The sequence below is a fragment of the Streptomyces sp. NRRL F-2664 genome, assembly GCF_000719345.1.
Classification (GTDB): Bacteria; Actinomycetota; Actinomycetes; order Streptomycetales; family Streptomycetaceae; genus Streptomyces.
In genome coordinates this window covers 1-24,268 of record NZ_JOFX01000009.1, presented here as the reverse complement: position 1 = coordinate 24,268, position 24,268 = coordinate 1, and the positions used below count along the sequence as shown (strand labels likewise).

Genomic DNA, 24,268 nt, shown 5'->3' with positions numbered 1-24,268 from the left:
GGGTCACAGGGTCAGCTCCGAACGGCGGCGCGGGTTCAGCCGGTCGCGCCAGGCGCCCGCGAGGCCGGCGACGGCCAGGGTCGGGACGATCAGCAGCAGACCGGGGAAGAGGGTGGGCCACCAGTGCCCGGCGAGCAGCGAGCCGCGGGCGTTCTGTACCAGGCCGCCCAGGCTGGCCTGGTGGGCGGGCATTCCGAGGCCGAGGAAGGACAGGGCGGACTCGTGCCACATCGCGTGCGGAATCATCAGCACGGCGGCGAGGCCGGCCTGCGGGAGGATGCCGGGCACCAGGTGCCGTACGGCGACCCGCCACCGTGAGGCTCCGCCGGAGACGGCGGCGTCGATGTAGGGCCGGCCGCGCAGGGAGAGGACCTCGGCGCGGACGATCCGGGCCGTCGAGAGCCAGTGGGTGGCCGCAACCGAGGCCACGACGGGCCAGATCCCCGGCCGGAACACCGCCACGACGAAGATCCCGAGGAGGAGGTGCGGGACGGAGGAGAGGATGTCCACGGCCCGCATCGCCAGCCGGTCGGTCCAGCCGCCGAAAGCGCCCGCGGCCGCGCCGACCGCGGTGCCGACCACGGTGGCGGCCAGTGCGGCCACCAGGCCGACGAACAGGGAGACGCGCAGTCCGTGGACGCACCGCAGCAGCAGGTCCCGCCCGACGTCGTCGGTACCGAAGGGGTGCGCCCACGAGGGGGGTTGCAGTTTCGCCGCGAGGTCCACGGCCTGCTGGTCCAGCTGGGCGAGCGGCGGCACGACCAGTACGGCCAGTGCGACGACCGCCATGACGGCGGCCGAGGTGCGGACCCGCAGGGTGCGGGTGGAGCGGTGCGGGCGGCCCCGCGGGCGCCAGGTCGTGGTCTCAGCCATCGAAGCCCACCCGCGGGTCGGCCAGCCCGTACAGCAGGTCGGACAGCAGGTTCCCGGCGAGCACGGCCGCGGTGGCCAGCACCGTCAGGGCCGCCAGCAGGGGGAAGTCGACCGCGGTGGCGGCCTGGACGGTCGCCGCGGCGATGCCGGGCCAGCTGAAGACCGTTTCCACCAGCAGGGCGCCGGTGATCAGCTCGGGTACCCGGGAGCCGATCAGCGTCAGCATCGGCAGCATGCCGGAGCGCAGGGCGTGGCCGAGCAGGATCCGGCGCTCGGACAGGCCCCGTGCGCGGGCCCCTCGTACGGGGTCCTCGCCCAGCGCGTCGGCGACGCCCTGACGGACGTAGAGGAAGAACCAGGGCAGTTGGGTGGCGGCGAGCACCAGGGCGGGGAGCACCAGGTGGGAGGCGACCTGCCCGGGGGTGACGGTGTCGCTGCCGGCGTCGGTGAGGCCGCCGGAGGGCAGGACACCGAGGCGTACGGAGAAGAACCAGATCGCGAGCAGCGCCGTCCAGAAGGCCGGGGCGGCCTCGAGGGTGTAAGCGAGCGCGGAGACGGCGCGGTCCAGCGGGCCGCCCGGCCGGCGTGCGGCCAGTACGCCGAGGGCGGTGCCCGCGAGCACGGCCATGGTGAAGGCGCAGGCCGCGAGCAGCGCCGACCAGCCCACGCGCTCGGTGATGACGTCGGTCACGGGCTGGCGCATGACGGCGGAGGCGCCGAGGTCGCCGGTGAGTGCCGAGGTCAGCCAGTCCCACCAGCGGGCGGCCAGGGGCCGGTCGACGCCGAGGTTGATCCGCAGCTGGTCGAGTTCGGCCTGCGAGGCGGTGAGTCCGGCGGTGCCGGCGTAGGCCTTGACGGGGTCGAAGGGGGACAGGGCGGCGAGGGCGAAGACGCCGAAGGTGACGGCGAGCAGGACGGGGGCGGCTGACAGGGTCCGCCGCCCCGCCCTGCGTGCCATCGGCCTCCAGGGGAGGCGGACGGAGCGGGTGGTCACGGGGTGGGGCTCACTTCTGCTTGGGCTTCCAGCTCTCGACGTTCCACCAGGGCCCGGCGCCGAGACCGTGGTCGTGCGGCTCCACCTGGGTGCCGAGCCCGTCCCACCCGTCGTTCACGACGTAGAGGTGGTCGATGTGGGTGAGGAAGACGTAGCCCGGGTTCTCGGCGAGTCGGCGCTGCACCGTGTCGTACGCGGCCTTGCGGACCGCCGGATCGGCGCTGCGGCGGCCTTCGGCCAGGGCCGCGTCCACGGCCGGATCGGCGTAGCGGGCCATGTTGTTGAAGCCGTCGCCGCCGAGGGAGGAGGTGAGCATGAGGTACTGGTCGAAGTCCGGGTCGGCCGGTGAGCCGCCGCCCGCGAGCACGGCCTCGGTCTTCATCCGGGGTTCGATGACCTCCCAGGTCCCGGCCTCGGCCTTGACCTCGATGCCGGCCTTCTTGGCGTCGGAGGCGAAGGCGAGGGCGTGGTCCTGGCGGATCTTGTCGCCGGCGGTGTACCAGAGGGGGAAGGAGGCGCGGACGCCGTCCTTGACCCGGATGCCGTCCGCGCCGGCCTTCCAGCCGGCGTCGTCGAGGATCCGGCGGGCCCCGTCGAGGTCGTGGCGGCGCTCGGTGCCGGCCGTGAACCAGGGGCTGTCGGTCGGCACGGGGCCGAAGGCGGGCCTGCCCGCGCCCTCCAGCAGCTTGTCGACCATGGCCGTGCGGTCCACGGCGATGTCGAGCGCCCGCCGGACGGCGAGGTCGCCGGTGACCGGGTGGTGCGTGGGGAGGGTCACGCTGCGGTGGTCGAAGGTCCTGGCGGCGTAGGTGCGGCGCCCGGCGTCCTTCGCGAAGCCCGCGGCCAGGCCGGGCGGCAGGATGGCGCCGTCGAGCTCGCCGGAGCGCAGCCGGGTGGCGCGCACGTCGTCGTCCTTGACGACGGCCATGGTGAACTTCTTGACGGCGGGCTCGCCGCCCCAGTAGCCGGGGTTGGCCTTGAAGCTGAGCTTTTCGCCCCTGGACCAGCCGGTGAGTACGTAGGGCCCGGTGCCGACGGGCCGGGTGGTGAAGTCGCCGCTGTTGACGTCCTGCTTCCCGGCGATGTGCTCCGGGGCGATGGGCAGCACGGTCCGTTCGGCGAACGGGGCGTAGGGGTACTTCAGGGTGAAGACGACGGTGTCCTCCCCCGTCGCCTCGACCCGCTCGATCGCGTCGAGTTCGGTCTTGGAGGCGTTGTTCGTCCCCGCGTCGAGGATCGTCCGGTAGGTGAAGACGACGTCCTTGGCGGAGAAGGGCGCCCCGTCGCTGAACCTCACGCCCTGGCGCAGGGCGAAGGAGTAGGTGCGCCCGTCCGCGGAGACCTCCGGGAGGGACCGGGCGAGGGCGGGTTTGAGCTTCATGTCCGCGTCGTGGGTGAGCAGACCGTCGAAGATCTTGGAGTTGCCGTCCTTGCCGTAGCCCAGCAGCGGGCTGAGGCTCTCCGGTTCGGTGGCGATGCCGACGACGACCGAGTCGGCGCCGGCGGCGCCGCCCGGGCCGGCTCCGGGGGTGGAGCAGGCCGCCACGCCCGTGATGAGTGCGGCGGCCACCGTCGCCCTGGTCGCTCCCCGTACTGTCCGGGCCGTCATGCGCTGCACATCCCTGTTCGCGTTCATCCGTTATTGCAAAGAGCTGGCAATAATGCCAGACGTGATCAGAAGTCGACGAATCGGGTCACACCGCCGGTCAGTGATGCACAGGTCTTGTCGCCCTCCCGCCTCTCGTGCCATATATGTCTAGACCTTTACGGAAGCCGAGGTAGGCACCCCGTGCGACGCAGCGCCCCCACGCCCGTCCTCCTCCTGGCCCTCACCGGCCTCGTCGGCCTCGCAGGCCCCACCGCGTGCACCGCCCCCGACACCGAGCCGCCGCCGGCACCCACCGGTCTCACCGCCCAGGCGGGCAGCGCCACGTCCGTGCACGTCATGTGGGACGCGGCGGCGGACGGGGCCGGAGTGAAGCGCTACCGGGTCTTCGAGGCGGGACGGCCGGTGCGGGAACTCCCCGCGGAGAAGACGATGGTGGACGTCACCGGTCTCGCACCGCAGACCGGCTACTCCTTCACGGTGCGGGCCGAGGACGCGGCCGGGAACCTCTCCGAGGCCGGACCGGCGGCGCTCGTGACCACCCCTGCCGCCCGGGCCGAGGACCGCCTCGCTCCGACCGCCCCGGCCACGACGACCGCCACGGCGACCGGCCCCCGCTCCGCCCGGCTGACGTGGGCGCCCTCGACGGACGACACCGGCGTCACGGCGTACGACGTCCACCAGGGCGGCGTACGCATCCACACCGTCGGCCCCGGCGACAACGCCACCACACTGACCGGCCTCCAGCCGGACACGGTCTACACCTTCACGGTCCGGGCCCGGGACGGCGCGGACAACTCCTCCCCGGACGGTCCGGCCGTGGACGTCAGCACGCCGCCCGCGTCCGGCGACGGCCCGGGCACCGCCCCCGCCGGCCTCACCGCGACCGCCTCACCGGGCGCCGTCACCCTGACCTGGACCGCCCCGGACACCGGGCGCGCGACCTCCGAGTACGAGCTGTTCGTCAACGGACGGCCCACCACCGTCCTGCAGTTCGGGGCCGGCGCGGTACCCGTCGGCCGGGTCGAGCACCGCCTCACGGCGACCGAACCGGCCGGCACCGAATGGGCCGTCAAACTGCGAGCCCGGCTGCCCGACGGCAACTGGGGAGCCTTCTCGGCGGAACGCCGGATCACCCTCGTCGGGTGAACCGGGAAGCACCGATCCCGTCCCGACGGCACGGTGGGATGAGAAGATCACGCACAATACTCCCGTGTTCGGTGAGTACTCGGTCAATGACAATCAGCCAGATTCCACGGACGGCGTGCCCGGGCCGGCCGCCCGGACACCCCCGGGGAACCTGCCGCCGGAGCCGGCGAGCTTCATCGGCAGGCAGCCCGAACTGCGGCTGATCGGAAAGCTGTTGCGCGAGCGCAGACTGATCACCCTGACCGGGGTGGGCGGCGTCGGGAAGTCCCGGCTCGCCCTGCGCGCCGTCGCCGACGCCCGCCACGCACGGCCCGACGGCGTCTGGTGGGTGGAGCTGTCACCGCTGCGCGACCCCGCCCTGCTGACCGCGACCGTCGCGCACGCCCTCGGCCTCGTCGACCACTCCCCGCGCCCGCTCGACGAGGAGCTGTGCGCGTGGATGGCCGACCGGGAGCTCCTCCTCGTCCTGGACACCTGCGAGCACCTCGTCTCCGAGTGCCGCCATCTGGCGGGCGAACTCCTTCAGTCCGCACCCGGGTTGACCATCCTGATCACCTCGCGCGAGCCGCTGCGCTGCGCGATCGAGCAGGTCGTCGAGGTCAGGCCGCTGCCCTGCGAGGGACCCGACAGCGACGCCCTGGCCCTCTTCCGCGCCCGAGCTCTCGCGGCGACCCCGCGCGCCGCCGCCGTCTTCGCGGACCCGGCACGGACCGAGGTCGCCGCCGAGGTGTGCCGTCGGCTGGACGGGATCCCCCTGGCATTGGAACTGGCCGGCGCCCGGATGCGGTTGTGGACGGTCGAGCAGATGGCCGAGCGGATCGGCGAGCGCTTCGAGATGCTGTCCGAGGTCCGCGTGCCCCGGCCGCCCCGGCACCGGACGATGCGGACCACGATCGGCTGGAGCCACGAGTTGTGCGAGCCGCTGGAGCGCCTGCTGTGGGCCCGCCTCTCGGTGTTCACCGGCGACTTCGACACGGCCGCGGCACGCGCCGTGTGCGCGGGCGGCCCGCTGCCCGCCGCCCGGGTGGAGCGCGTACTGGCCGGGCTCACCGCCAAGTCCGTGGTGCTGCGCTCCGAGGAGCGCGGCGCGGGCGCCCGCTATCGGCTGCTGGACACCATCCGCGAGTACGGACACGACTGGCTGGCCGAGCTCGGCGAGACGCACCTGGTCACCGACCGGCACGCGCACTGGTACGCAGCGCTCGCACAGGCCGCCGACCGGGGCTGGATGGGCCCGGGGCAGGTCGACTGGTACCGCAGGATCACTGCCGAGCACGCACAACTGCGCACCGCCCTGGAGCACCTGCTCACGGCCGACCCGACGGCCGCGCTGGAGATGGCCGGGAACCTGTGGTTCTACTGGTTCGCCTGCGGGCACGTGCACGAGGGCCGGGCCGTCCTGGAACGGGCCCTGCGGCTCGCCCCGCGCACCGAGGCCACCCACAACCAGGCCCTGTGGTCCCTCGGGCTGACGATGGTGCTCCAGGGCGACATGGACGAGGCCCGGCGCGTCGGGGAGCAGTGCGCGCGGGACGCCGCCCACCTGGCGGACCCGGAACGGGAGCTGCGCGCGGCCCACCTGCACGCGGCGTCGGTCCTCATGCCGGGGGACCCGGTGCGCGCCCTGGAGCTGTCGGGGCCGCGGGCCCGGGCCGCGCACGGCGGCCGGACCACCGGGCCGGGCTGGCTCCTGTGCAAGCTGACCGCCAGCTACTCCCTGTACGCCCTCGGGCGTTTCGAGGAGGCCATGCAGGAGGCTCGGTCGTTGCGGGAGGCCTGCGCGGAGCTGGGCGAGCGCTGGATGCGGGCCTACGCGGACTACGTCCTGGCAGTGGCCGCACTGGGGCTGGGCGACCACGGGGAGGCCGCACGCCACGTACGGTCCATGCTCTCCGGGAAGCGGCTCCTCGGCGACCGGCTGGGTATCGCGCTGGGCCTGGACCTGCTGGCCACGGCGGTGGCCGGGCTGGGCGACGGCGAGCTGGCGGCCCGCCTGCTGGGCACCGGACACGCGTGGTGGCGGACGGTGGGCCGGCCCCAGATGGGTTCGCCCTCCCTGACGGCGCTGCGGGACCAGGGGGAACGGCAGGCGCGGGCGGCCATCGGTGACGCGGCCTTCGAGGCGGCGTTCCGGGGCGGAGCGGCGGCGTCCACGAGCTGAGGCTCAGCCCGTGGACGGCACGCCGGGCAACTGCGGCGTCGGGTCTCCCGTCAGTACGGGAGGGGTCTGCCCGACGGTGTGCGCAGGTCCAGCTCTCGGGGGGCGGGCTTGGGGACGGGCTTGCGGATCAGCTGCTGGCGCATGCTGCCTCCTCGCTCAGACCAGGGCCGGGCGGCGGGGTTCCACCGTGCGGCGGTCGGGGAGCAGTTCACCGGTGTCGTCGAAGATCACGACTCCGTTGCAGAGCAGGCTCCACCCCTGTTCGGGACGGGAGACCACGATGCGCGCGGCGTCGTGGTCGGCGCTGTCGGCGGCAGGGCAGGGGGGCTGGTGGGAGCACATGGCGCACCTCCTCGCGATGTGGGGCGGGAGGGCCGGTGGTCACCCGGCGAATCCGCGATCCACGGTGGCGGCGAGTATTGCTGATCGCCACCCCTGGACGGAACCCATATTCGCCGTCCAGTTCACGGTGTGTATGCCCGATTACGATGCGCTCATGCCCGTTATCCGGATCGTTCACCGTACGTCCGCACCGGCCGCCGAGGCGTGGTCGAGGCTCACCGACTGGGAGCGCCACGGCGCGCAGGTCCCCCTCACGCGGACGATCATCGAGACCGCGCCTCCGACGCACCAGGGAACGATCTTCATCGCCCGCACGGGTGTGGGCAGGATCACATTCGACGATCCGATGGAGGTCGTCCTCTGGCACCCGCCCGCGGCGGACTCGCCGGGTCTCGTCCGGCTGGAGAAGCGCGGCCGGGTCGTGACGGGGTGGGCGGAGATCGAGATCCGCCCCCTTCCCGGCAGGGGCTCGGAGGTCCACTGGCGCGAGGAACTGCGCCTGCGGGGCCTGCCGCGGGTCCTGGACCCCCTCGTGGCGGCGGCCGGCCGCCTGCTGTTCTCGCGCGCCCTCACCCGGCTGCTGGAGCGCTGACCGCCCTGGTTAGGGTTCCGTGATCACCGGCTGGTGATCATGACGCGACCGAGGAGAGTCCGTGGCCATTCCGCCCCCGCCGCCGCCCCCGGGCCCGTACGGGCCCCCGCAGGCCGCAGGGCAGCCGTACGGCGCCGCGTACGGGGCGTACGGCTCGCATCCGCAGCCGGGCCGCCACGGCTGCGTCCTGTGCGGGGCCTGGCCGGCCGCGCCCGCCACGGTGCGGGGCCATCAGGGCCTGGTCGTACTGATGCGCTTCCTGAGCCGCCGCGGCCCGTTCTGCCGGGACTGCGGCCTGGCCACCTACCGCGAGATGTCCTCCGACACCTTGTGGCAGGGCTGGTGGAGCCCGCTGTCCCTGGTCGCCGCACCCGTGACCCTGCTGATGAACCTCGGCCCGCGGGCCGCCTTCCGCCGGCTCGCTCCCCCGGCCGACGGCTTCCGCCCGGCGCGCGACCCGGGCCGGCCGCTGTGGCGGCGCACCCCCGCCCTGCTGGTCCTCGTACCGGTCGCGCTCGTCGCCCTCGCGGTCCCCACGCTGATCGTCCTGGGCCTGCTGGCCGGGGACGGCGAGCCGACGCGGCTGAGCGTCGGCCAGTGCGTACGGGACGTGGCCGAGGGCTCCGGACAGACCCTGCTCGTGGAGCCCTGCAACTCCCCGGACGCGGAGTACCGCGTCACCCGTCACCTCGGACCCGGCACCACCTGCGCGGACGGCGAGCTCTACGCCTACCCCGAGTACGGCCCCGGCGGCACCACCACGAGCTGCCTCGCCCGTCTCCGCTGAGCCGCGTCCCGCTCACCGCACCGGCAGCCGGCCCCGCCGACGACCGCCCGCACGTCCTGGGCCCTGGCCGACCCCGGACACCGGCCGCGGTCACACGGACAGCCGGGTCCCGCTTCGGGGCCGACGGCCGAGCACCGCAGGATGGTCGCACGGAGGGCCGCCTACCGCCCGAGGCCCGGTCCGGACGGCCCGGTACGGCCGACAGTCGCGCGTACAGCCGAACCCGGCCCGGGGCGACCGGCGAGGGCCGGACAACGGCCGGAGGCCGGACCGGACATCCGAGGGCCGGACGATGCCGGGGACCGAACCGACCGATGGCGGACGACGGCCCGGGGCCGGACGAGGCCGGGGCCGGACGGCCGAGAGCCGGACGACGGCCGTCGACCGGACAACGCCGCAGGCCAGGGCCTGTCAAGGCCACGGCCGGGCGCCAGGGCCGGACGGCCGGGGGCCGGGCCGGACGGCCGGGCGCCGGACGACGGCCGCGGGCCGGACAACGCAGGAGGCCAGGGCCTGTCAAGGCCACGGCCGGGCGCCGGGACGGACGGCCGGGCGCCGGGACGGACGGCCGGGCGCCGGACGACGGCCGTGGACCGGACAACGCCGAAGGCCAGGGCCTGTCAAGGCCACGGCCGGGCGCCAGGGCCGGACGCCTGGGCGCCGGACGACGCCGGAGGCCGGGGCCGGACGGCCGAGGGCCGGTGCCGGACGGCCGGGGGCCGGGCCGGACACGGCCGGGGCCCGGAGGGCCCGGGGCCGGCCGATGGTGGCGCGGGCCGCCGGGGCCGGGCGGCTCGGGGGCCCGGCCGGCCCCCGGCACCGAACCCCTCCCGCCCCCGCGGCTAGCGGATCGGCATGCCGGAGATCGTGCGCGCGATCACCAGCCGCTGGATCTCGCTCGTGCCCTCGAAGATCGTGTAGATCGCACTGTCGCGGTGCATCCGCTCGACCGGGTACTCGCGGGTGAAGCCGTTGCCGCCGAGGATCTGGACGGCCTGGGCGGTGACCTTCTTGGCGACCTCGCTGGCGAAGAGCTTGGACATCGAGCCCTCGGCCGACTCGAACGGCCGGCCGGCGACCGCCATCCAGGACGCCCGCCACACCAGCAGCCGGGCGGCGTCGATCTGCGTGCGCATGTCGGCGAGCTGGAAGGCCACGCCCTGGTTGTCGATGATCGGGCGGCCGAACTGCGTACGGGTCTTGGCATAGTCGAGGGCGACCTCGTACGCGGCGCGCGCGGTGCCCACGGCCATCGCGCCGACGGCGGGCCGGGAAGCCTCGAAGGTGGCCATGGCCGCGTTCTTCACCCGCTCGCCCCCGCCGCTGCGGGCCCGCTCGCGGGCCCGGGCCAGCCGCTCGTCCAGCTTCTCCTTGCCACCCAGCAGGCACGAGCCGGGGATCCGGACGTCCTCCAGGACGACCTCGGCGGTGTGCGAGGCGCGGATCCCGTGCTTCTTGAACTTCTGGCCCTGGGACAGGCCGGGGGTGTTCGGCGGCACGATGAAGGAGGCGTGCCCCTTGGAGCCGAGCTCCGGGTCGACGACCGCCACGACGATGTGGACGTTGGCGATACCGCCGTTGGTGGCCCAGGTCTTGGTTCCGTTGAGGACCCACTCGTCCTTGGCCCGGTCGTAGACCGCGCGGGTGCGCATGGAGCCGACGTCGGAGCCGGCGTCCGGTTCGGAGGAGCAGAAGGCGGCGACCTTCACCTCGTCCGGAGTTCCGTACATCTGCGGGATCCAGGTGCCGATCTGCTCCTCGGTGCCGTTGGCCACGACCCCGATCGCCGCCAGCCCGGTGCCCACGATGGACAGCGCGATGCCCGCGTCGCCCCAGAAGAGCTCCTCCATGGCCATCGGGATGCCGAGGCCGGTCGGGTCGAAGAACTGCTGGGCGTAGAAGTCCAGCGAGTAGATGCCGACCTTGGCGGCCTCCTGGATGACGGGCCACGGAGTCTCTTCGCGCTCGTCCCATTCCGCGGCGGCGGGTCGCATCACATCGGCCGCGAAGCCGTGGATCCAGTCCCGCACCTGCTTCTGGTCCTCGTTCAGCTCCATGGTGAACTCCGCCATGTCCCCTCCACCTGTCCGTACTCGTCACTCCGGAGGTTACTAGCGGTAACCTACGTGGGCGCCACAGTCTGTTACCGGCGAGTAAGCACTGTCAAGCTCGGCCGAAACCGTCGACGGCCTCCGCTTCCCGTCCGCCGGTTCGATCGTCGGAGCGCCTCGGGTGTTACGTTGCGTGGGCGTCACGCACATCGCAAGGGCGGGGAGAGAACACGTCATGGAGACCACGCAGCAGACCGGCGAACCGGGAGCGGCCGAACGCCGCCGGCGGGAGCTGCTCGAAGCCGCCGACCGGGTCGTGCTCAGGGACGGCCCCAAAGCCTCCATGAACGCCATCGCGGCCGAGGCCGGCATCACCAAGCCCATCCTCTACCGCCACTTCGGGGACAAGGCGGGCCTCTACCAGGCCCTCGCCGTGCGGCACACCGACGCCCTGCTCCACTCGCTGAGGGCCGCGCTGGACGCGCCCGCCGAACGCCGCCGGCGGGTGGAGGCGACCCTCGACACCTACCTGGCCGCCATCGAGGCCCGCCCGCAGGTCTACCGCTTCCTGATGCACCCCGCGGAGGACTCGCACACCGCCGAGCGGGGCTTCGACGTCGGCCTCCACTCGGCGCCGCTGCTGCGCCGGCTGGGTGAGGAGCTGGCCCAGGTGATCAGCGAGCGGGTCGATCTCGGCCCCGGCGGGGAACAGCTCGCCCGGGTGTGGGGCCACGGCATCGTCGGCATGATGCACGCCGCCGGCGACTGGTGGCTCGGCGAGCGCCCCTGCGCCCGCGCGGATCTGGTCGCAGGCCTCACCGACCTCCTCTGGGGCCGCCTCTCCACCGCGGGCAACCGCGCCAACGGCCCGGGCTTCTGACCTCCGGCCCGGTGGCGGGAGGGCACGCTAACCGCGCGCCGCTCCGGTGCCCCAGGGGGCTTTGCGGATCGCCCGTCGCAGGCGACGGGCCCGCATCCCCGTCACGCGGTCCGCGTACACGGTCCCGTCGAGGTGGTCGCACTCGTGCTGCAGGCAGCGCGCGAAGAAGCCCGTACCGGCGATGCGGACCGGCGCGCCGTCCGAGGTGACCCCTTCCACCACCGCGTGGTCGAAGCGCACCGTGCCCGCCTCCAGCCCCGGCAGGGACAGGCAGCCCTCGGGTCCGAGGAACTCCTCCCCGTCGGCGGCCACCAGACGGGGGTTGACGACGTGCCCGACGTGCCGGTTCTCTTCGTCGTCGGGGCAGTCGTAGACGAACACCCGCTGGGCGACGCCGATCTGGTTCGCGGCCAGGCCGACGCCCTCCGCCGCGTACATCGTCGCGAACATGTCCTCGATGAGGCGGTCGAGGTCCGGCCCGAACCGGGTGACCTCCGGGCAGGGCGAGTGGAGCACCGGATCACCCAGCAGGCTCATGGTGCGGACGAGTCCCGAGGTGCCGGGGATGAGGCGCTGTCGCATGGCCGTAAGCGTACGACGGGCGACTATATGAGGAGATCCGCGGCGGGGCGGGGGCGCCGCGGTCAAGGCTGCGGCCTGTACTGGATAGGCTGGGGCCGACCGACGCTAGGAGGACAAGGGACGATGGCAGGCAACACGGAGCCGCTTTCGCCGCGGGCCAAGCTGGCCGTGACGGCGGGCAAGGCCGCGGCGGCGGTGTCGCGGGCCGCGGGACGCGGAAGCGGATCGGTGATCGGTGGCAAGGTCGCACTCAGGCTCGACCCCGATCTTCTCGGCGCGCTGGCGCAACATCTCGACGTCGTCCTCGTCTCCGCGACGAACGGCAAGACCACCACGACCCGGCTGATCGCCGAGGCCCTGCGCGCCAGCGGCCCGGTCGTCTCCAACGCCCTGGGCGCCAACATGCCGGCGGGCATCACCTCCGCGCTCGCGGGCGGCTCGGACGCCAAGTACGGCGTCATCGAGGTCGACGAGAAGTACCTGGCGGGAGTGGCCCGGGACGTCACCCCGAAGGTGATCGCCCTGCTCAACCTCTCCCGCGACCAGCTGGACCGCGCCGCCGAGACCCGCATGCTCGCGGAGAAGTGGCGTGAGGGGCTGCAGGGTTCGAAGGCCGTCATCGTCGCGAACTGCGACGACCCGCTGATCGTCTGGTCCGCCTCCTCCTCGCAGAACGTGGTGTGGGTCGCGGCCGGCCAGGAGTGGAAGGACGACGCCTGGTCGTGCCCCTCCTGCGGCGGCGTCATGCAGCGCCCGGGCGACGACTGGTTCTGCGGCGAGTGCGGCTTCCGCCGGCCGACCCCGACCTGGGTGCTCTCCGGCGACCACGTGCTGGACCCGCACGGTTCGGCCTGGCCGATCCACCTCCAGCTGCCGGGCCGCGCCAACAAGGCCAATGCCGCCACCTCGGCCGCCGTGGCCGCCGTCTTCGGTGTCCCGCCGCAGGTCGCACTGGAGCGGATGTACCAGGTGCAGGCCGTCGCCGGCCGCTACGACGTGATCACCTTCCAGGGCCGTGAGCTGCGGCTCCTGCTCGCGAAGAACCCGGCCGGCTGGCTCGAAACGTTTTCGCTGATCGACCCGCCGCCGACCCCGGTGATCCTCTCCGTGAACGCCCGCGGCGCCGACGGGACCGACACCTCCTGGCTGTGGGACGTCGACTACCCGCGCCTGGCCGGCCACCCGATCTTCGTGATCGGCGACCGCAAGCTGGACCTCGCGGTCCGCCTGGAGGTCGCGGGACTGGACTTCCGGGTGTGCGAGACCCTCGACGAGGCCGTGCAGCTCGCGCCGCCCGGACAGATCGAGCTGATCGCCAACTACACCGCCTTCCAGGACGTGCGCCGCCGCGTCGGCAACTAGTACTCATACCCCCAGAGGACACACGAGCATGAGCGACAACAGCCTGCGTCTGGTGTGGGTCTACCCCGACCTGCTCAGCACGTACGGAGACCAGGGCAACGCCCTCGTCGTGGAGCGCCGGGCCCGCCAGCGAGGCCTGGACGTCCAGCGCGTGGACGTGCGCAGCGACCAGCCCATCCCCACCTCGGGTGACATCTACCTGATCGGCGGCGGCGAGGACCGGCCGCAGCGCCTGGCCGCCGAGCGCCTGCTGCGCGACGGCGGTCTGGAGCGGGCCGTCTCGAACGGGGCGATCGTCTTCTCCGTCTGCGCCGGCTACCAGATCCTCGGCAAGGAGTTCGTCAACGACCAGGGGCAGCGCCAGGAGGGCCTCGGCCTGCTGGACGTCGTCACCTTGCGCGGCGAGGGCGAGCGGTGCGTCGGCGACGTCCTCGCCGACATCGACCCGCGGCTGGGCCTGCCGCAGCTGACGGGCTTCGAGAACCACCAGGGCGTCACCCACCTCGGCCCGACGGCCAAGCCGTTCGCCCGGGTCACGATGGGCCGCGGCAACGGCACCGGCGACGGTACCGAAGGCGCGTACAACGACACGGTGTTCGGCACTTACATGCACGGCCCCGTGATGGCGCGCAACCCGCACATCGCGGACCTGCTGCTGAAGCTGGCCCTCGACGTGAACGCCCTGCCGGCCATAGACGACCGGTGGTACGAGGCGCTGCGCGCGGAGCGCATCGCGGCGGCGACGCAGCCCGCGTAGCAGCCGCGCGGACCGCTCATCGGGGCGGCCCCCGCATCATGTGTTCGGCCCGGTTTTCCCTAGGGGGAACCGGGCCGACGTCGTTTTCTACGACGATCACGACCAGCAGGTGGAGGATGGTTCAGCGCACCTCCAAACCGCTTGTAGGGTGGCCGTAGTTCCCACCGGACGACGTGGTCCGGTCGTCGGCCCACGTTGCAAAGGTCTCTTCTGCCATGCGCATAGGTGTGCTCACTTCCGGTGGCGACTGCCCCGGCCTGAACGCCGTCATCCGCTCCGTCGTGCACCGTGCCGTCGTCGACCACGGCGACGAGGTGATCGGCTTCCACGACGGCTGGAAGGGCCTGCTGGAGGCGGACTACCGCAAGCTCGACCTGGACGCCGTCGCCGGCATCCTCGCCCGCGGCGGCACCATCCTCGGCTCCTCCCGGGTCCAGCCCGCGCACCTGCGCGACGGGGTCGAGCGCGCCCGCGGGCACGTGGCCGACCTCGGCCTCGACGCGATCATCCCGATCGGCGGCGAGGGCACCCTGAAGGCCGCGAACCTGCTCTCGCAGGCCGGTCTGCCGATCGTCGGCGTCCCGAAGACGATCGACAACGACATCGCCTCCACCGACGTCACCTTCGGCTTCGACACCGCCGTCGGCGTCGCCACGGAGGCGCTCGACCGGCTGAAGACCACCGCGGAGTCCCACCAGCGGGTGATGGTCGTCGAGGTCATGGGCCGCCACACCGGGTGGATCGCCCTGCACTCGGGCATGGCGGCCGGCGCGCACGCGATCGTCGTGCCGGAGCGTCCCTTCGACATCGACGAGCTGACGGCGATCGTCGGTGAGCGGTTCTCGGCCGGCAAGCGGTTCGCGATCGTCGTGGTCGCCGAGGGCGCCAAGCCGAAGCCGGGCTCGATGGCCTTCGAGGAGCGCGGCAAGGACATCTACGGCCACGAGCGGTTCGCCGGCATCGGCAACCTGCTGGCCGTGGAGCTGGAGAACCGCCTGGGCAAGGAGGCCCGGCCGGTGATCCTGGGCCACGTCCAGCGCGGCGGCACCCCCACCGCGTACGACCGCGTCCTCGCGACCCGCTTCGGCTGGCACGCGGTGGAGGCGGCGCACCGGGGCGAGTTCGGCATGCTGACCGCGCTGCGCGGCACGGACATCGAGATGGTGCCGCTCGCCGAGGCGACCTCGACCCTCAAGACCGTCCCGGCCGAGCGCTACGACGAGGCCCAGACGGTCCTCTGACGGCCCACCGGCGCTGCGCCGGCGCCGCCTTTCGGGCGCCCCTTTTGTCCTGAGCCGCCCCCGCGCGCACGAGCGTACGGGGGCGGCACTACTGTGGTGGGGCAGCACAGGCGAGGGAGTGAACAGATGGACCACAGCGGGCACGGCACGGACATGCACATGGACCTGCCGCCGTTCACTCTCGGGCGCGGGCTGGAGTTCTCCTTCGACGCGTTCTTCCTGTTCGGCTCCCTGCTGGCGCTCGCCCTGTACGGGTGGGGCGTCCTGCGGCTGCGCCGCCGCGGGGACTCCTGGCCGCTCGGGAGGACCATCGCGTTCACCCTCGGCGTGCTGACCGTGATCCTCGTGATGTGCACCAAGCTGAACGACTACGGCATGGTCATGTTCAGCGTGCACATGGTCCAGCACATGGTGATCAGCATGATCACCCCGATCCTGGTGCTGCTGGGCGCCCCGGTGACGCTGGCGCTGCGTGCGCTGCCGCCCGCCGGCCGCGGCCGCAAGGGCCCGCGCGAGCTCCTGCTGGCACTGCTGCACAGCCGCTACATGCGGGTGATCACCCACCCTGCGTTCACGATCCCGATGTTCATCGCGAGCCTCTACGCGCTGTACTTCACCCCGCTCTTCGACTTCCTGATGGAGAGCCGCACCGGGCACATCGCGATGATGGTCCACTTCTTCGCGGTCGGCCTGATCTTCTTCTGGCCGATCATGGGCGTCGACCCCGGCCCGCACCGTCCCGGCTACGTCATGCGGATGCTGGAGCTCTTCGCGGGCATGCCCTTCCACGCCTTCTTCGGCATCGCCCTGATGATGGCGAGCCAGCCCATGATCAGGACGTACGCGGACCCGCCGGCCTCCCTCGGCATCGATCCGCTGCTCGACCAGCGGTGGGGCGGCGGCATCGCCTGGGCGTTCAGCGAGATCCCCTCGGTGCTGGTCCTGATCGCGCTGATCTACCAGTGGTACCACTCGGAGCAGCGGGCCGCGAAGCGCTCCGACCGGGCCGCCGAGCGCAACGGCGACCAGGAGCTGGAGGCGTACAACGCGTATCTCGCCTCGCTCCAAGCGCGTGGCCAGTAGCGGAACCCGGCGTCCGCGCGCCACCATGGGGCATGACCGGATCCGTTAAGGCGATGGCAGTCATGACCTTCGCCGCACTGGTGGCCGTCGCCACGTACTCCGTGGTCCTCGGCAGCAACGGCTGGCTGTGGTTCGGCTGGGTGGTCCTGGGGCTGCTGACGGCGGGGATGGCCGCCTCCCGCACCTGAGGAAGCCCGCGCCCGGCCCCTCCGTCCCGGGACGCACGGTCCGTAGACTGGCCGTGACAACGGGATACCGACGGGAGCGGCCTGGTGTTCTACCACTTGCTCAAGCACGTGCTGCTCGGCCCCCTGCTGCGGCTGCTGTTCCGGCCGCGGATCGAGGGGCTGGAGCACATCCCGGCGCAGGGCGCCGCCATCGTCGCGGGCAACCACCTGTCGTTCTCCGACCACTTCCTGATGCCGGCGATCCTGGCCCGGCGGATCACCTTCCTCGCGAAGGCCGAATATTTCACCGGGCCCGGGGTCAAGGGCCGGCTCACCGCCGCGTTCTTCCGCAGCGCCGGGCAGATCCCCGTGGACCGGTCCGGCAGGAACGCCGGCCAGGCGGCCCTGCGCGAGGGGCTGGGCGTGCTGGCCAAGGGCGAGCTGCTGGGCATCTACCCGGAGGGGACCCGCTCCCACGACGGCAGGCTCTACAAGGGCAAGGTGGGCGTGGCCGCGATGGCGCTGGGCGCCGGGGTGCCGGTCGTCCCCTGCGCGATGGTGGGCACCTTCGAGATCCAGCCGCCGGGGCGGAAGATCCCGAAGATCCGGCGGGTGACGATCCGCTTCGGCGAGCCCCTCGACTTCTCGCGGTACGCCGGGATGGAGGGCGAGCGCGCCGTCCTGCGGGCGGTCACCGACGAGATCATGTACGCGATCCTCGGCCTGTCCGGGCAGGAGTACGTCGACCGGTACGCGGCCGACGTGAAGGCGGAGGAGGAAGCGCGGAAGAAGGCCCGGCGCACGGCGCGCTGACCCTCCTCCCCCTCCCCCGGAGACTCGGCCCCGGGTCAGTGCCGGTAGGTGCGGCAGGCCTCGTCGAGGCGTGCGCGCAGCCGGAGCGCGTCGTCGGCCAGGGCCGTCACGAGGACGGCGGGGCCGGCCAGAGCGGTCGCGACGGCGTACTCCCCCAGAACGGCGGACGGCGGCGGCGCCTGGGCGAAGGCCGGATCCACGACGAGGAGTTGGCCGACGGCCCGGTGGCCGGCCAGGCCGGCCGGGCCGTCCCAGCCGGCGGGTGCGCCGGGGCCGCAGGCGAGTTCCTGGTCCAGCAGCGGCCGGCCGGCGTGGGTGGCGGTGAGGCGGCTGCGCAGCAGACCGGGCTGCTCCCCGTGGCGCCCGAGCACCTGTTCCTCGCGCAGCAGCAGGCGTGCGCCGGGGGCCAGCCGGACGCGGGTGCGCACCCGCAGGTCGCTGCCGCGGACCGACACCAGCGGTTCCGGCAGCCACCGCACGAGGGCCCCGTCGGCCAGGTCCAGTTCCACGTCGTAGCGCGCGGTTTCGCCGGACCGGCCGGGCAGGGCGAGGGTGGCCGCCGCCGAGGTCAGCGCCAGGCGGGCGCCGGGCCCGGCGGCGGCGCGGACGGTGAGGTGGTCGCCGCCCAGCGGTGCGCTCATCGCGCCGACGAGCACGACCCCGGCCTCGGCGTCGTCCCCGCCGCGCGTGCGGCGCAGTGCGAGGGGGCCCTCCCCGGCGAGCAGGGGCAGCGCGGTCCCGCCCCGCCCGTCGGACACGGCGCGGATGCGGGCGGTGGCGCGCACTGCGGTGGCGGGCGGCGCGGCGGGGGGCGCGGTGGTCACCGTACGGTCCAGGCGGCCATCCGCGCGCGGACCCAGTCGGCGACCGGGGCCACGCCGTCGGGGCCGCGCAGCGACTGGAAGGCCACGGGGAGGTCGCCGCGCTGCTCGGCGGCGTCGCGGGCCATCCGGCCGAGGTCGGAGCCGACGTGGGGGGCGAGGTCGGTCTTGTTGACGACGAGGAGGTCGGCGGTGGTGACGCCGGGGCCGCCCTTGCGCGGGATGTCGTCGCCGCCGGCCACGTCGATGACGAAGATCTGGGCGTCGACGAGGCCCCGGGAGAAGGTGGCGGTGAGGTTGTCCCCGCCGGACTCGACGAGGATCAGGTCGAGCGGCGCGTGGTCGCGGAAGGCCTCCTCCAGTTCTTCGACCGCCTCCAGGTTGGCGGAGATGTCGTCACGGATCGCGGTGTGCGGGCAGGCCCCGGTCTCGACGGCGGCGATCCGCTCCGGCGGCAGGACGGCCTCGCGGAGCAGGAACTCCGCGTCCTCCCGGGTGTAGATGTCGTTGGTGACCACCGCCATGGACAGGTCGGTGCGCAGGGTGCGGCACAGGGCCGCGACGGTGGCGGTCTTGCCGGAGCCGACGGGTCCGCCGAGTCCGATCCGCAGGGCGCGCCGGGTGCCGTCGGGCCGCAGGGGTGTGGCGCTGTGGGTGTGGCGGTGGGGGTGCGCGCCGGCGTGGTCGAGGTGCATCGGGTGCTCCCGGGGGGGTGGAAGGGGTGCGGTGGCGTGGTCAGGAGGCGAACAGGCGGACCGGCCGGCCGGCGTGGACCTCGGCCGCGATCTCCAGCAGCGGGGAGGAGGCCGCGGGCAGGGCCTCGGGTCCGTCGAGCAGCGCCTGCCGCGCGGCTTCGGCGGCCCGGGCCGCGACGGCGTCCAGCTCGGGTGTGAGCCGGGCCAGCACCCCGCTCGCCTCGAAGGGGTCCAGTCCGAGGAGTCGTACGGTGGCTGTCGCCGGTCCGCCGACGCTCTCGTACGCCGCCACGTGCGCGGCATCGAGCGGCCCGAGCCCGGCGGCCCGGGCGGTGGTGCCGAGCACCACCGGCTGGTGGGCGCCGCGCGGAAACGCGGCGGCGAGCCGCTCCAGCGCCGGGTCGGGCCAGGTGGCCCGCGCCGCCCGCAGCAGTTGGCGGCCCAGGCGCCGCGCCGCGGTGCGCAGTGCGGGCGACGGGGTGCGGGCGTCGGCCGCCGCGTCCAGGACGGCCGGGTCGAGCCCGAGGGCGGCCGCCGCGGCGAGGGCCGCCGCGGTGAGCCCGGCGGTGTGCAGCCGGCCCCGGCAGAAGTCCTCCAGGGTGGCGGCGTCGTGGATCCGGCCTGCGGCGCAGGCGGCCTCGGCCCCGCCGGAGTGGGCGTGGCCTCCGGCGGGGAAGCGGCCGTCCGCGAGGACGAGCAGCGCGGCGAGGCTCATGCGCGGTTGCCCATCAGAAGAGGAAGTAGCGCTGGGCCATGGGCAGTTCCGCGGCCGGTGCCGGCTCCACCGCCTCGCCGTCGATGGTGACGGTGAAGGTGTCGGCGTCGACCTCGACCCGGGGCATGGCGTCGTTGTTGCGCATATCGGCCTTGGTCACCTTCCGGGTGGACTCCATGGCGGTGAACCGCTTGCCGAGTCCCAGCCGTTCGGGCAGGCCGTCGTCGAGTGCGGCCTGTGCGGTGAAGTTGAGGGAGTTCAGGCCGGGGGCGCGGCCGTGGCTGCCGAACATCGGGCGGGGCAGAACGGGCTGCGGGGTGGGGATGGAGGCGTTGGCGTCGCCCATCTGCGCGTAGGCGATCTGGCCTCCCTTGATGACGAGTTCGGGTTTGACCCCGAAGAACGCCGGGTTCCACAGCACCAGGTCGGCGAGCTTCCCGGTCTCGACGGAGCCGACGTCGCGTGCGATGCCCTGGGCCACGGCCGGGTTGATCGTGTACTTCGCGACGTAGCGGCGGGCCCGCTGGTTGTCGGCGGGACCGTCTCCGGGGAGGAAGCCGCGGCGCCGCTTCATCACATGGGCGGTCTGCCAGGTGCGCAGCACGACTTCGCCGACCCGGCCCATGGCCTGGGAGTCGGAGGAGATGATGGAGATGGCGCCGAGGTCGTGCAGGACGTCCTCGGCGGCGATCGTCGAGGGCCGGATGCGGGATTCGGCGAAGGCGAGGTCCTCGGGGACGGCCGGGTTGAGGTGGTGGCAGACCATCAGCATGTCGAGGTGCTCCTCGACGGTGTTGACGGTGTGCGGTCGGGTGGGGTTGGTGGAGCTGGGCAGGACGTTCGGCTCGGAGACCACGGTGATGATGTCGGGTGCGTGGCCGCCGCCGGCGCCTTCGGTGTGGTACGCGTGGATGGTCCGCCCGGCGATGGCCGCGAGGGTGTCGGCGACGAAGCCGGCCTCGTTGAGCGTGTCGGTGTGGATGGCGACCTGGGCGCCGGTCTCTTCACAGACGCTCAGGCAGGCGTCGATGGCGGCGGGGGTGGCCCCCCAGTCCTCATGGATCTTGAATCCGAGCGCCCCGCCGCGCAGTTGGGAGTGCATGGCCTCGCGGGAGGTGGTGTTGCCCTTGCCGAGGAGTCCGATGTTGACGGGGTAGGACTCCAGCGCGGCGAACATGCGGGCCAGGTGCCACGGTCCGGGGGTCACGGTGGTGGCCTTGGTGCCCTCGGCGGGACCGGTGCCGCCGCCGACCAGGGTGGTGATGCCGCAGGCGAGTGCTTCGTCGACCACCGTCGGGGAGATGAAGTGCACGTGGGCGTCGATGGCGCCGGCGGTGACGATCTTCCCGTTGCCCGCGATGATCTCGGTCTCGGGGCCGATGACCAGTGCGGGGTCGACGCCGTCCATGGTGTCGGGGTTGCCCGCCTTGCCGATGCCGCAGATCCGGCCGTCACGGATGCCGAGGTCGGCCTTGACGACACCCCAGTGGTCGAGGATCACCACTCCGGTGATCACGGTGTCGGGTGCGCCTTCGGCCCGGGTGGTGCGGGCCTGGCCCATGGACTCGCGGATCACCTTGCCGCCGCCGAAGACGGCTTCGTCGCCGGAGCGGCCGGGGCCGCCGCCGAGGTCCCGCTCGATCTCGACGAAGAGGTCGGTGTCGGCGAGCCGGATCCGGTCGCCGGCCGTCGGCCCGAAGAGGTCGGCGTACACCCGGCGGGAGATCTCAGCCATCGAGCGGCCCTCCGGTTTCCCCGCGCAGCCCGGGCACGGTCCGCGAGCCCGCCAGCGGGACGAGTTCCACCGCCACCGGAATGCCGGGCTCGAAGCGGACGGCCGTCCCGGCCGCGATGTTGAGCCGGAGGCCGCGGGCCGCGGCGCGGTCGAAGTCGAGGCCGGGGTTGGCTTCGGCGAAGTGGTAGTGGGAGCCGACCTGGACGGGCCGGTCGGCGGCGTTCAGTACGGTCATGCGGGTGACGGGGCGGCCCTCGTTGAGGAGTACCGGGCCCTCGCCGAAGGCGGTTTCGCCGGGGATCATGCGGGGGTGCTCCCTGTCAGACGATGGGATCGTGGACGGTGACGAGTTTGGTGCCGTCCGGGAAGGTCGCCTCGACCTGCACGTCGCGGATCATCTCGGGGACGCCCTCCATGACGTCCGCACGGCTCAGCACGGTGCGGCCGGAGGCCATCAGCTCGGCCACCGTCCGTCCGTCGCGGGCCCCTTCGAGGAGGTGCGAGGTGATCAGGGCGACCGCCTCGGGGTGGTTGAGGAGCACACCGCGTGCCCTCCGTCTCTCGGCCACGTCCGCGGCGACGTGGATGAGCAGACGCTCGCGTTCGTGGGGCGTCAGTTGCACTCGTATCACCAAGCTTCCAGGACAGAGTCGGCTTCGCGTCGGGGTGACCCCAGCGGGCCCTCCACGCTTTGTCGACCTGCGTGTATCCGACCCCTTCGCCTCCTGTCCCAACGCGGGGGAAGGCTTTCCGTTCCGCCCACCGCCGCTTTCCCGGCTCCTGGGTGGTCATGGGGCGGACGGTGGTCGTCGGTGATCGGGCCTGGCCGCCACGTTAAGTGCGCTTCTTTTCCGCCGGGTTAACCCAGGTTTCGGGCAGGTACCCGCTTCGGCTCCGCGGCCCTGCGCTCCCGCGCGCCGTATACGCCCCGTGGGGTCGGCCGCCCGGCGACGTGCAACCGCAGGCGGTCGCCCACCACCCGGTGGTCCAGCGTCCCGGCGCTCAGCAGCCCCCGGCCGCCGCGGCCGGTGTGCCCGCCGTCCAGGGCAGGGCGATCCAGACCGTCTTGCCGCCGTCCTCGGTGGGGACGACCGAGAGCCGCCCGCCCGCCTCGGCCGCGAGCCAGCGGATGATGACCATGCCCCGGCCGTTGTCCTGCTGGACGGCGGCGGGAAGCCGCCTGGGCCAGCGCGGGTGGCTGTCGGTCACCCCGACCCGCAGCCACTCCTCGCGCTCCAGGCGGACGTCTACGGTGAAGGTGGGCGACTGGCCGAAGGTGTGCTGCACGGCGTTGGTGGCGAGTTCCGAGACGATCAGCCGGACGCTGTCCGCCGTCTCGGCGTCATCGGGCAGTCCCCACTCCGCGAGCACCTCCGCGACATGGCGGCGGGCAGCGGCCACCGAGGCGGGATCGCTCGGCAGAGTGACGGATGCTTCCTGGTGGTCTGCCATGGCGACGTCCCTTTCCCACCGGAGCGGAAACGCCCCGGATCTGTGCTGGACGCCAGAGTGCCACCCATCGTGCCGCCACATCAGCCTTTCCCCAAAGATATGCATATATCTGTCGCCCGATGCGGTGAACTCTGCTACGGAGGAGCGTATTTGGACGGCAGACTGGTGCGAGCTGTGCCGGTGGAAGGAGGCGGGTGTGCAGCACGGTCCCGCGGTACGTCGGCGCAAGCTCGGCGAGGAACTGCGTGCCCTGCGTGACCGGTCCGGTCTCACCAGTGGTGAGGCCGCCCGGATCGTCGGATGGCACCAGTCGAAAATCAGCCGCATCGAGACGGGGCGCAGCGGCGTGAAACCGGAGGACATCCGGCGCCTCCTCGACGCCTACGGGGAGTACGTGAGCCCGGAGCAGCGGGCGCTCCTGGAAGCCCTCTCGGCCTCCGCGGCGGGCCCCGGGCCAGGGGGCGACGGGCGGGGGCGGCAGTGGTGGCACGACTACCGGGGGCTGCTGCCGCAGGAGTACCGGGACTTCATCAGCCTGGAGGCGGGGGCCCGGTCGGCCCGTACGGTGGAACTCTCCGTGGTGCCGGGGCTGCTGCAGACCCCGGAGTACGCGCGGGCCGTGACCCGCGCCGCGCTCGGCGGGCTTCCGGAGCCGAAGGTGGACGCACTGGTCGACGTACGGCTGACCCGGCAGGCGGTGCTGCGGGCCGACCCCCCGCTGGAGCTGAGCGCGGTGCTGGACGAGGCGGTGCTGCGCCGGCAGATCGGCGGACCGGGGGTGATGGCGGAGCAGCTGCGGCACCTGGTCAGGGTGGCGCGGCTTCCCCAAGTGAGGCTGCAGGTACTTCCGTTCAGTGTGGGAGGCCATCTCGGCCTCACCGGACCGTTCGTCATTTTCTCATTTACGAACATCGCCGATCTGGATGTGGTGGTCCTCGACCATTTGACGAGTAGCCTCTATCTGGAGCGGAAGGAAGACCTAGAAGCGTACGGCGCCGCGTTCCGCACCATCCAGGCGCACGCCCTCCCGCCCCAGGACTCGTCGGAACTCATCAGCTCACTCGCTGACGACGCGTAGAGGAGGCACCCCCGTGTCCGCAACCCCGTTAAGCACCAGCGGACTTTCGATCAGAACCGCGCGGTGGCGACGAAGCAGCCGCAGCACCGGTATGAACAACTGCGTGGAAGCGGCCGTCCTCGGTGACGGCCTGCTGGCCGTCCGCGACTCCAAGCGGACGGACGGCCCGGCCGTGCTCTTCACCGGGCCGGCCTGGGACGGCTTCCTCGCCTCCGTACGGGCGGACGCACCCGCCTAGGTGTATTGACCCGCAGTGTTGTTGATTCGGCTGATGGGTGGGTGTCCGTCGAGTGCGGTGTGGCAGCGGTGGTGGTTGTAGGTGTGGAGGAAGT

The 24,268-nt window shown here is 73.0% G+C and carries 26 protein-coding genes; 13 read left to right on the top strand and 13 right to left on the bottom strand.

Annotated features, from left to right (window positions below; all coding sequences use genetic code 11):
- Positions 1-3: 3 nt before the first annotated feature.
- Genes IF89_RS0111915 through IF89_RS0111905 form a run of 3 tightly spaced genes read right to left on the bottom strand, consistent with a single transcriptional unit; the run spans position 4 to position 3,476 of the window.
- Complete coding sequence (locus IF89_RS0111915) at positions 4-873, bottom strand: ABC transporter permease (RefSeq protein WP_030765282.1); 870 nt, start codon at positions 871-873, stop codon at positions 4-6.
- On the bottom strand, positions 866-1,831 hold the full coding sequence (locus IF89_RS0111910) for an ABC transporter permease (RefSeq protein ID WP_030765279.1): 966 nt from the start codon (positions 1,829-1,831) through the stop codon (positions 866-868). The genes IF89_RS0111915 and IF89_RS0111910 overlap by 8 nt, the downstream gene beginning before the upstream one ends.
- A gap of 46 nt (positions 1,832-1,877) precedes the next feature.
- On the bottom strand, positions 1,878-3,476 hold the full coding sequence (locus tag IF89_RS0111905) for an ABC transporter substrate-binding protein (protein WP_030765276.1): 1,599 nt from the start codon (positions 3,474-3,476) through the stop codon (positions 1,878-1,880).
- Between the two features lie 180 nt (positions 3,477-3,656).
- Here IF89_RS0111905 and IF89_RS0111900 point away from each other — a divergent pair, with 180 nt between their 5' ends.
- Both IF89_RS0111900 and IF89_RS0111895 read left to right on the top strand, forming a co-directional pair.
- Entirely contained in the window at positions 3,657-4,622 is a 966-nt protein-coding gene (locus IF89_RS0111900; RefSeq protein WP_030765271.1) for a fibronectin type III domain-containing protein, read from the top strand.
- A gap of 64 nt (positions 4,623-4,686) precedes the next feature.
- Complete coding sequence (locus tag IF89_RS0111895) at positions 4,687-6,783, top strand: ATP-binding protein (protein ID WP_234327731.1); 2,097 nt, start codon at positions 4,687-4,689, stop codon at positions 6,781-6,783.
- A gap of 156 nt (positions 6,784-6,939) precedes the next feature.
- Here IF89_RS0111895 and IF89_RS0111890 read toward each other — a convergent pair whose 3' ends face one another.
- Complete coding sequence (locus IF89_RS0111890; protein WP_030765266.1) at positions 6,940-7,125, bottom strand: DUF5999 family protein; 186 nt, start codon at positions 7,123-7,125, stop codon at positions 6,940-6,942.
- 154 nt (positions 7,126-7,279) lie between these two features.
- Between IF89_RS0111890 and IF89_RS0111885 the strand changes: the two genes are divergently transcribed.
- On the top strand, positions 7,280-7,717 hold the full coding sequence (locus tag IF89_RS0111885; RefSeq protein WP_030765263.1) for an SRPBCC family protein: 438 nt from the start codon (positions 7,280-7,282) through the stop codon (positions 7,715-7,717).
- A gap of 61 nt (positions 7,718-7,778) precedes the next feature.
- Entirely contained in the window at positions 7,779-8,504 is a 726-nt protein-coding gene (locus IF89_RS0111880; RefSeq protein ID WP_078628238.1) for an LppU/SCO3897 family protein, read from the top strand.
- 842 nt (positions 8,505-9,346) lie between these two features.
- On the opposite strand, the gene IF89_RS0111875 is transcribed toward IF89_RS0111880, so the two are convergent.
- A complete protein-coding gene (locus IF89_RS0111875) occupies positions 9,347-10,576 on the bottom strand; it encodes an acyl-CoA dehydrogenase family protein (protein ID WP_030765259.1) in 1,230 nt (409 codons plus the stop codon).
- Between the two features lie 214 nt (positions 10,577-10,790).
- Between IF89_RS0111875 and IF89_RS0111870 the strand changes: the two genes are divergently transcribed.
- The gene (locus IF89_RS0111870) at positions 10,791-11,435 is read left to right on the top strand and encodes a TetR family transcriptional regulator (RefSeq protein ID WP_030765257.1); all 645 of its coding nucleotides are present in this window, start codon (positions 10,791-10,793) and stop codon (positions 11,433-11,435) included.
- A 27-nt stretch (positions 11,436-11,462) separates the two neighbouring features.
- Here IF89_RS0111870 and def read toward each other — a convergent pair whose 3' ends face one another.
- On the bottom strand, positions 11,463-12,017 hold the full coding sequence (gene def / locus IF89_RS0111865; protein ID WP_030765255.1) for a peptide deformylase: 555 nt from the start codon (positions 12,015-12,017) through the stop codon (positions 11,463-11,465).
- Positions 12,018-12,140: 123 nt separating this feature from the next.
- Here def and IF89_RS0111860 point away from each other — a divergent pair, with 123 nt between their 5' ends.
- From IF89_RS0111860 to IF89_RS0111835, 6 genes are all read left to right on the top strand, one after another.
- A complete protein-coding gene (locus IF89_RS0111860) occupies positions 12,141-13,379 on the top strand; it encodes a MurT ligase domain-containing protein (RefSeq protein ID WP_030765253.1) in 1,239 nt (412 codons plus the stop codon).
- 28 nt (positions 13,380-13,407) lie between these two features.
- Positions 13,408-14,136 (top strand): type 1 glutamine amidotransferase, encoded by a 729-nt coding sequence (locus tag IF89_RS0111855; RefSeq protein ID WP_030765251.1) that lies wholly within the window; start codon positions 13,408-13,410, stop codon positions 14,134-14,136.
- 215 nt (positions 14,137-14,351) lie between these two features.
- Complete coding sequence (locus IF89_RS0111850; RefSeq protein ID WP_030765248.1) at positions 14,352-15,377, top strand: 6-phosphofructokinase; 1,026 nt, start codon at positions 14,352-14,354, stop codon at positions 15,375-15,377.
- 126 nt (positions 15,378-15,503) lie between these two features.
- Positions 15,504-16,460 (top strand): cytochrome c oxidase assembly protein, encoded by a 957-nt coding sequence (locus tag IF89_RS0111845; RefSeq protein WP_030765245.1) that lies wholly within the window; start codon positions 15,504-15,506, stop codon positions 16,458-16,460.
- A 32-nt stretch (positions 16,461-16,492) separates the two neighbouring features.
- Positions 16,493-16,648 (top strand): hypothetical protein, encoded by a 156-nt coding sequence (locus tag IF89_RS46965; RefSeq protein ID WP_030765242.1) that lies wholly within the window; start codon positions 16,493-16,495, stop codon positions 16,646-16,648.
- 84 nt (positions 16,649-16,732) lie between these two features.
- The gene (locus IF89_RS0111835; RefSeq protein ID WP_030765239.1) at positions 16,733-17,440 is read left to right on the top strand and encodes a lysophospholipid acyltransferase family protein; all 708 of its coding nucleotides are present in this window, start codon (positions 16,733-16,735) and stop codon (positions 17,438-17,440) included.
- A 35-nt stretch (positions 17,441-17,475) separates the two neighbouring features.
- Here IF89_RS0111835 and IF89_RS0111830 read toward each other — a convergent pair whose 3' ends face one another.
- The 7 genes from IF89_RS0111830 to IF89_RS0111800 all read right to left on the bottom strand — a co-directional run bounded on the left by IF89_RS0111830 (position 17,476) and on the right by IF89_RS0111800 (position 22,858).
- Positions 17,476-18,264: an urease accessory protein UreD gene (locus IF89_RS0111830; protein ID WP_051806988.1), complete on the bottom strand. Its 789-nt coding sequence runs from the start codon at positions 18,262-18,264 to the stop codon at positions 17,476-17,478.
- Entirely contained in the window at positions 18,261-18,956 is a 696-nt protein-coding gene (gene ureG / locus IF89_RS0111825; protein ID WP_030765233.1) for an urease accessory protein UreG, read from the bottom strand. The genes IF89_RS0111830 and ureG overlap by 4 nt, the downstream gene beginning before the upstream one ends.
- A 40-nt stretch (positions 18,957-18,996) precedes the next feature.
- Entirely contained in the window at positions 18,997-19,671 is a 675-nt protein-coding gene (locus IF89_RS0111820; RefSeq protein ID WP_030765230.1) for an urease accessory protein UreF, read from the bottom strand.
- A 13-nt stretch (positions 19,672-19,684) separates the two neighbouring features.
- Positions 19,685-21,406, bottom strand: coding sequence for an urease subunit alpha (locus IF89_RS0111815; protein ID WP_030765227.1), 1,722 nt, complete (start codon positions 21,404-21,406; stop codon positions 19,685-19,687).
- Complete coding sequence (locus IF89_RS0111810; RefSeq protein ID WP_030765224.1) at positions 21,399-21,710, bottom strand: urease subunit beta; 312 nt, start codon at positions 21,708-21,710, stop codon at positions 21,399-21,401. The genes IF89_RS0111815 and IF89_RS0111810 overlap by 8 nt, the downstream gene beginning before the upstream one ends.
- A gap of 16 nt (positions 21,711-21,726) precedes the next feature.
- A complete protein-coding gene (locus tag IF89_RS0111805; protein ID WP_030765221.1) occupies positions 21,727-22,029 on the bottom strand; it encodes an urease subunit gamma in 303 nt (100 codons plus the stop codon).
- A 379-nt stretch (positions 22,030-22,408) separates the two neighbouring features.
- Positions 22,409-22,858, bottom strand: a complete 450-nt coding sequence (locus IF89_RS0111800) for an ATP-binding protein (protein ID WP_030765218.1) — start codon at positions 22,856-22,858, stop codon at positions 22,409-22,411.
- A gap of 196 nt (positions 22,859-23,054) precedes the next feature.
- Between IF89_RS0111800 and IF89_RS0111795 the strand changes: the two genes are divergently transcribed.
- Both IF89_RS0111795 and IF89_RS0111790 read left to right on the top strand, forming a co-directional pair.
- Positions 23,055-23,936 (top strand): helix-turn-helix domain-containing protein, encoded by an 882-nt coding sequence (locus IF89_RS0111795; RefSeq protein ID WP_030765215.1) that lies wholly within the window; start codon positions 23,055-23,057, stop codon positions 23,934-23,936.
- Between the two features lie 13 nt (positions 23,937-23,949).
- Complete coding sequence (locus IF89_RS0111790) at positions 23,950-24,174, top strand: DUF397 domain-containing protein (protein WP_030765212.1); 225 nt, start codon at positions 23,950-23,952, stop codon at positions 24,172-24,174.
- Positions 24,175-24,268 lie beyond the last annotated feature (94 nt).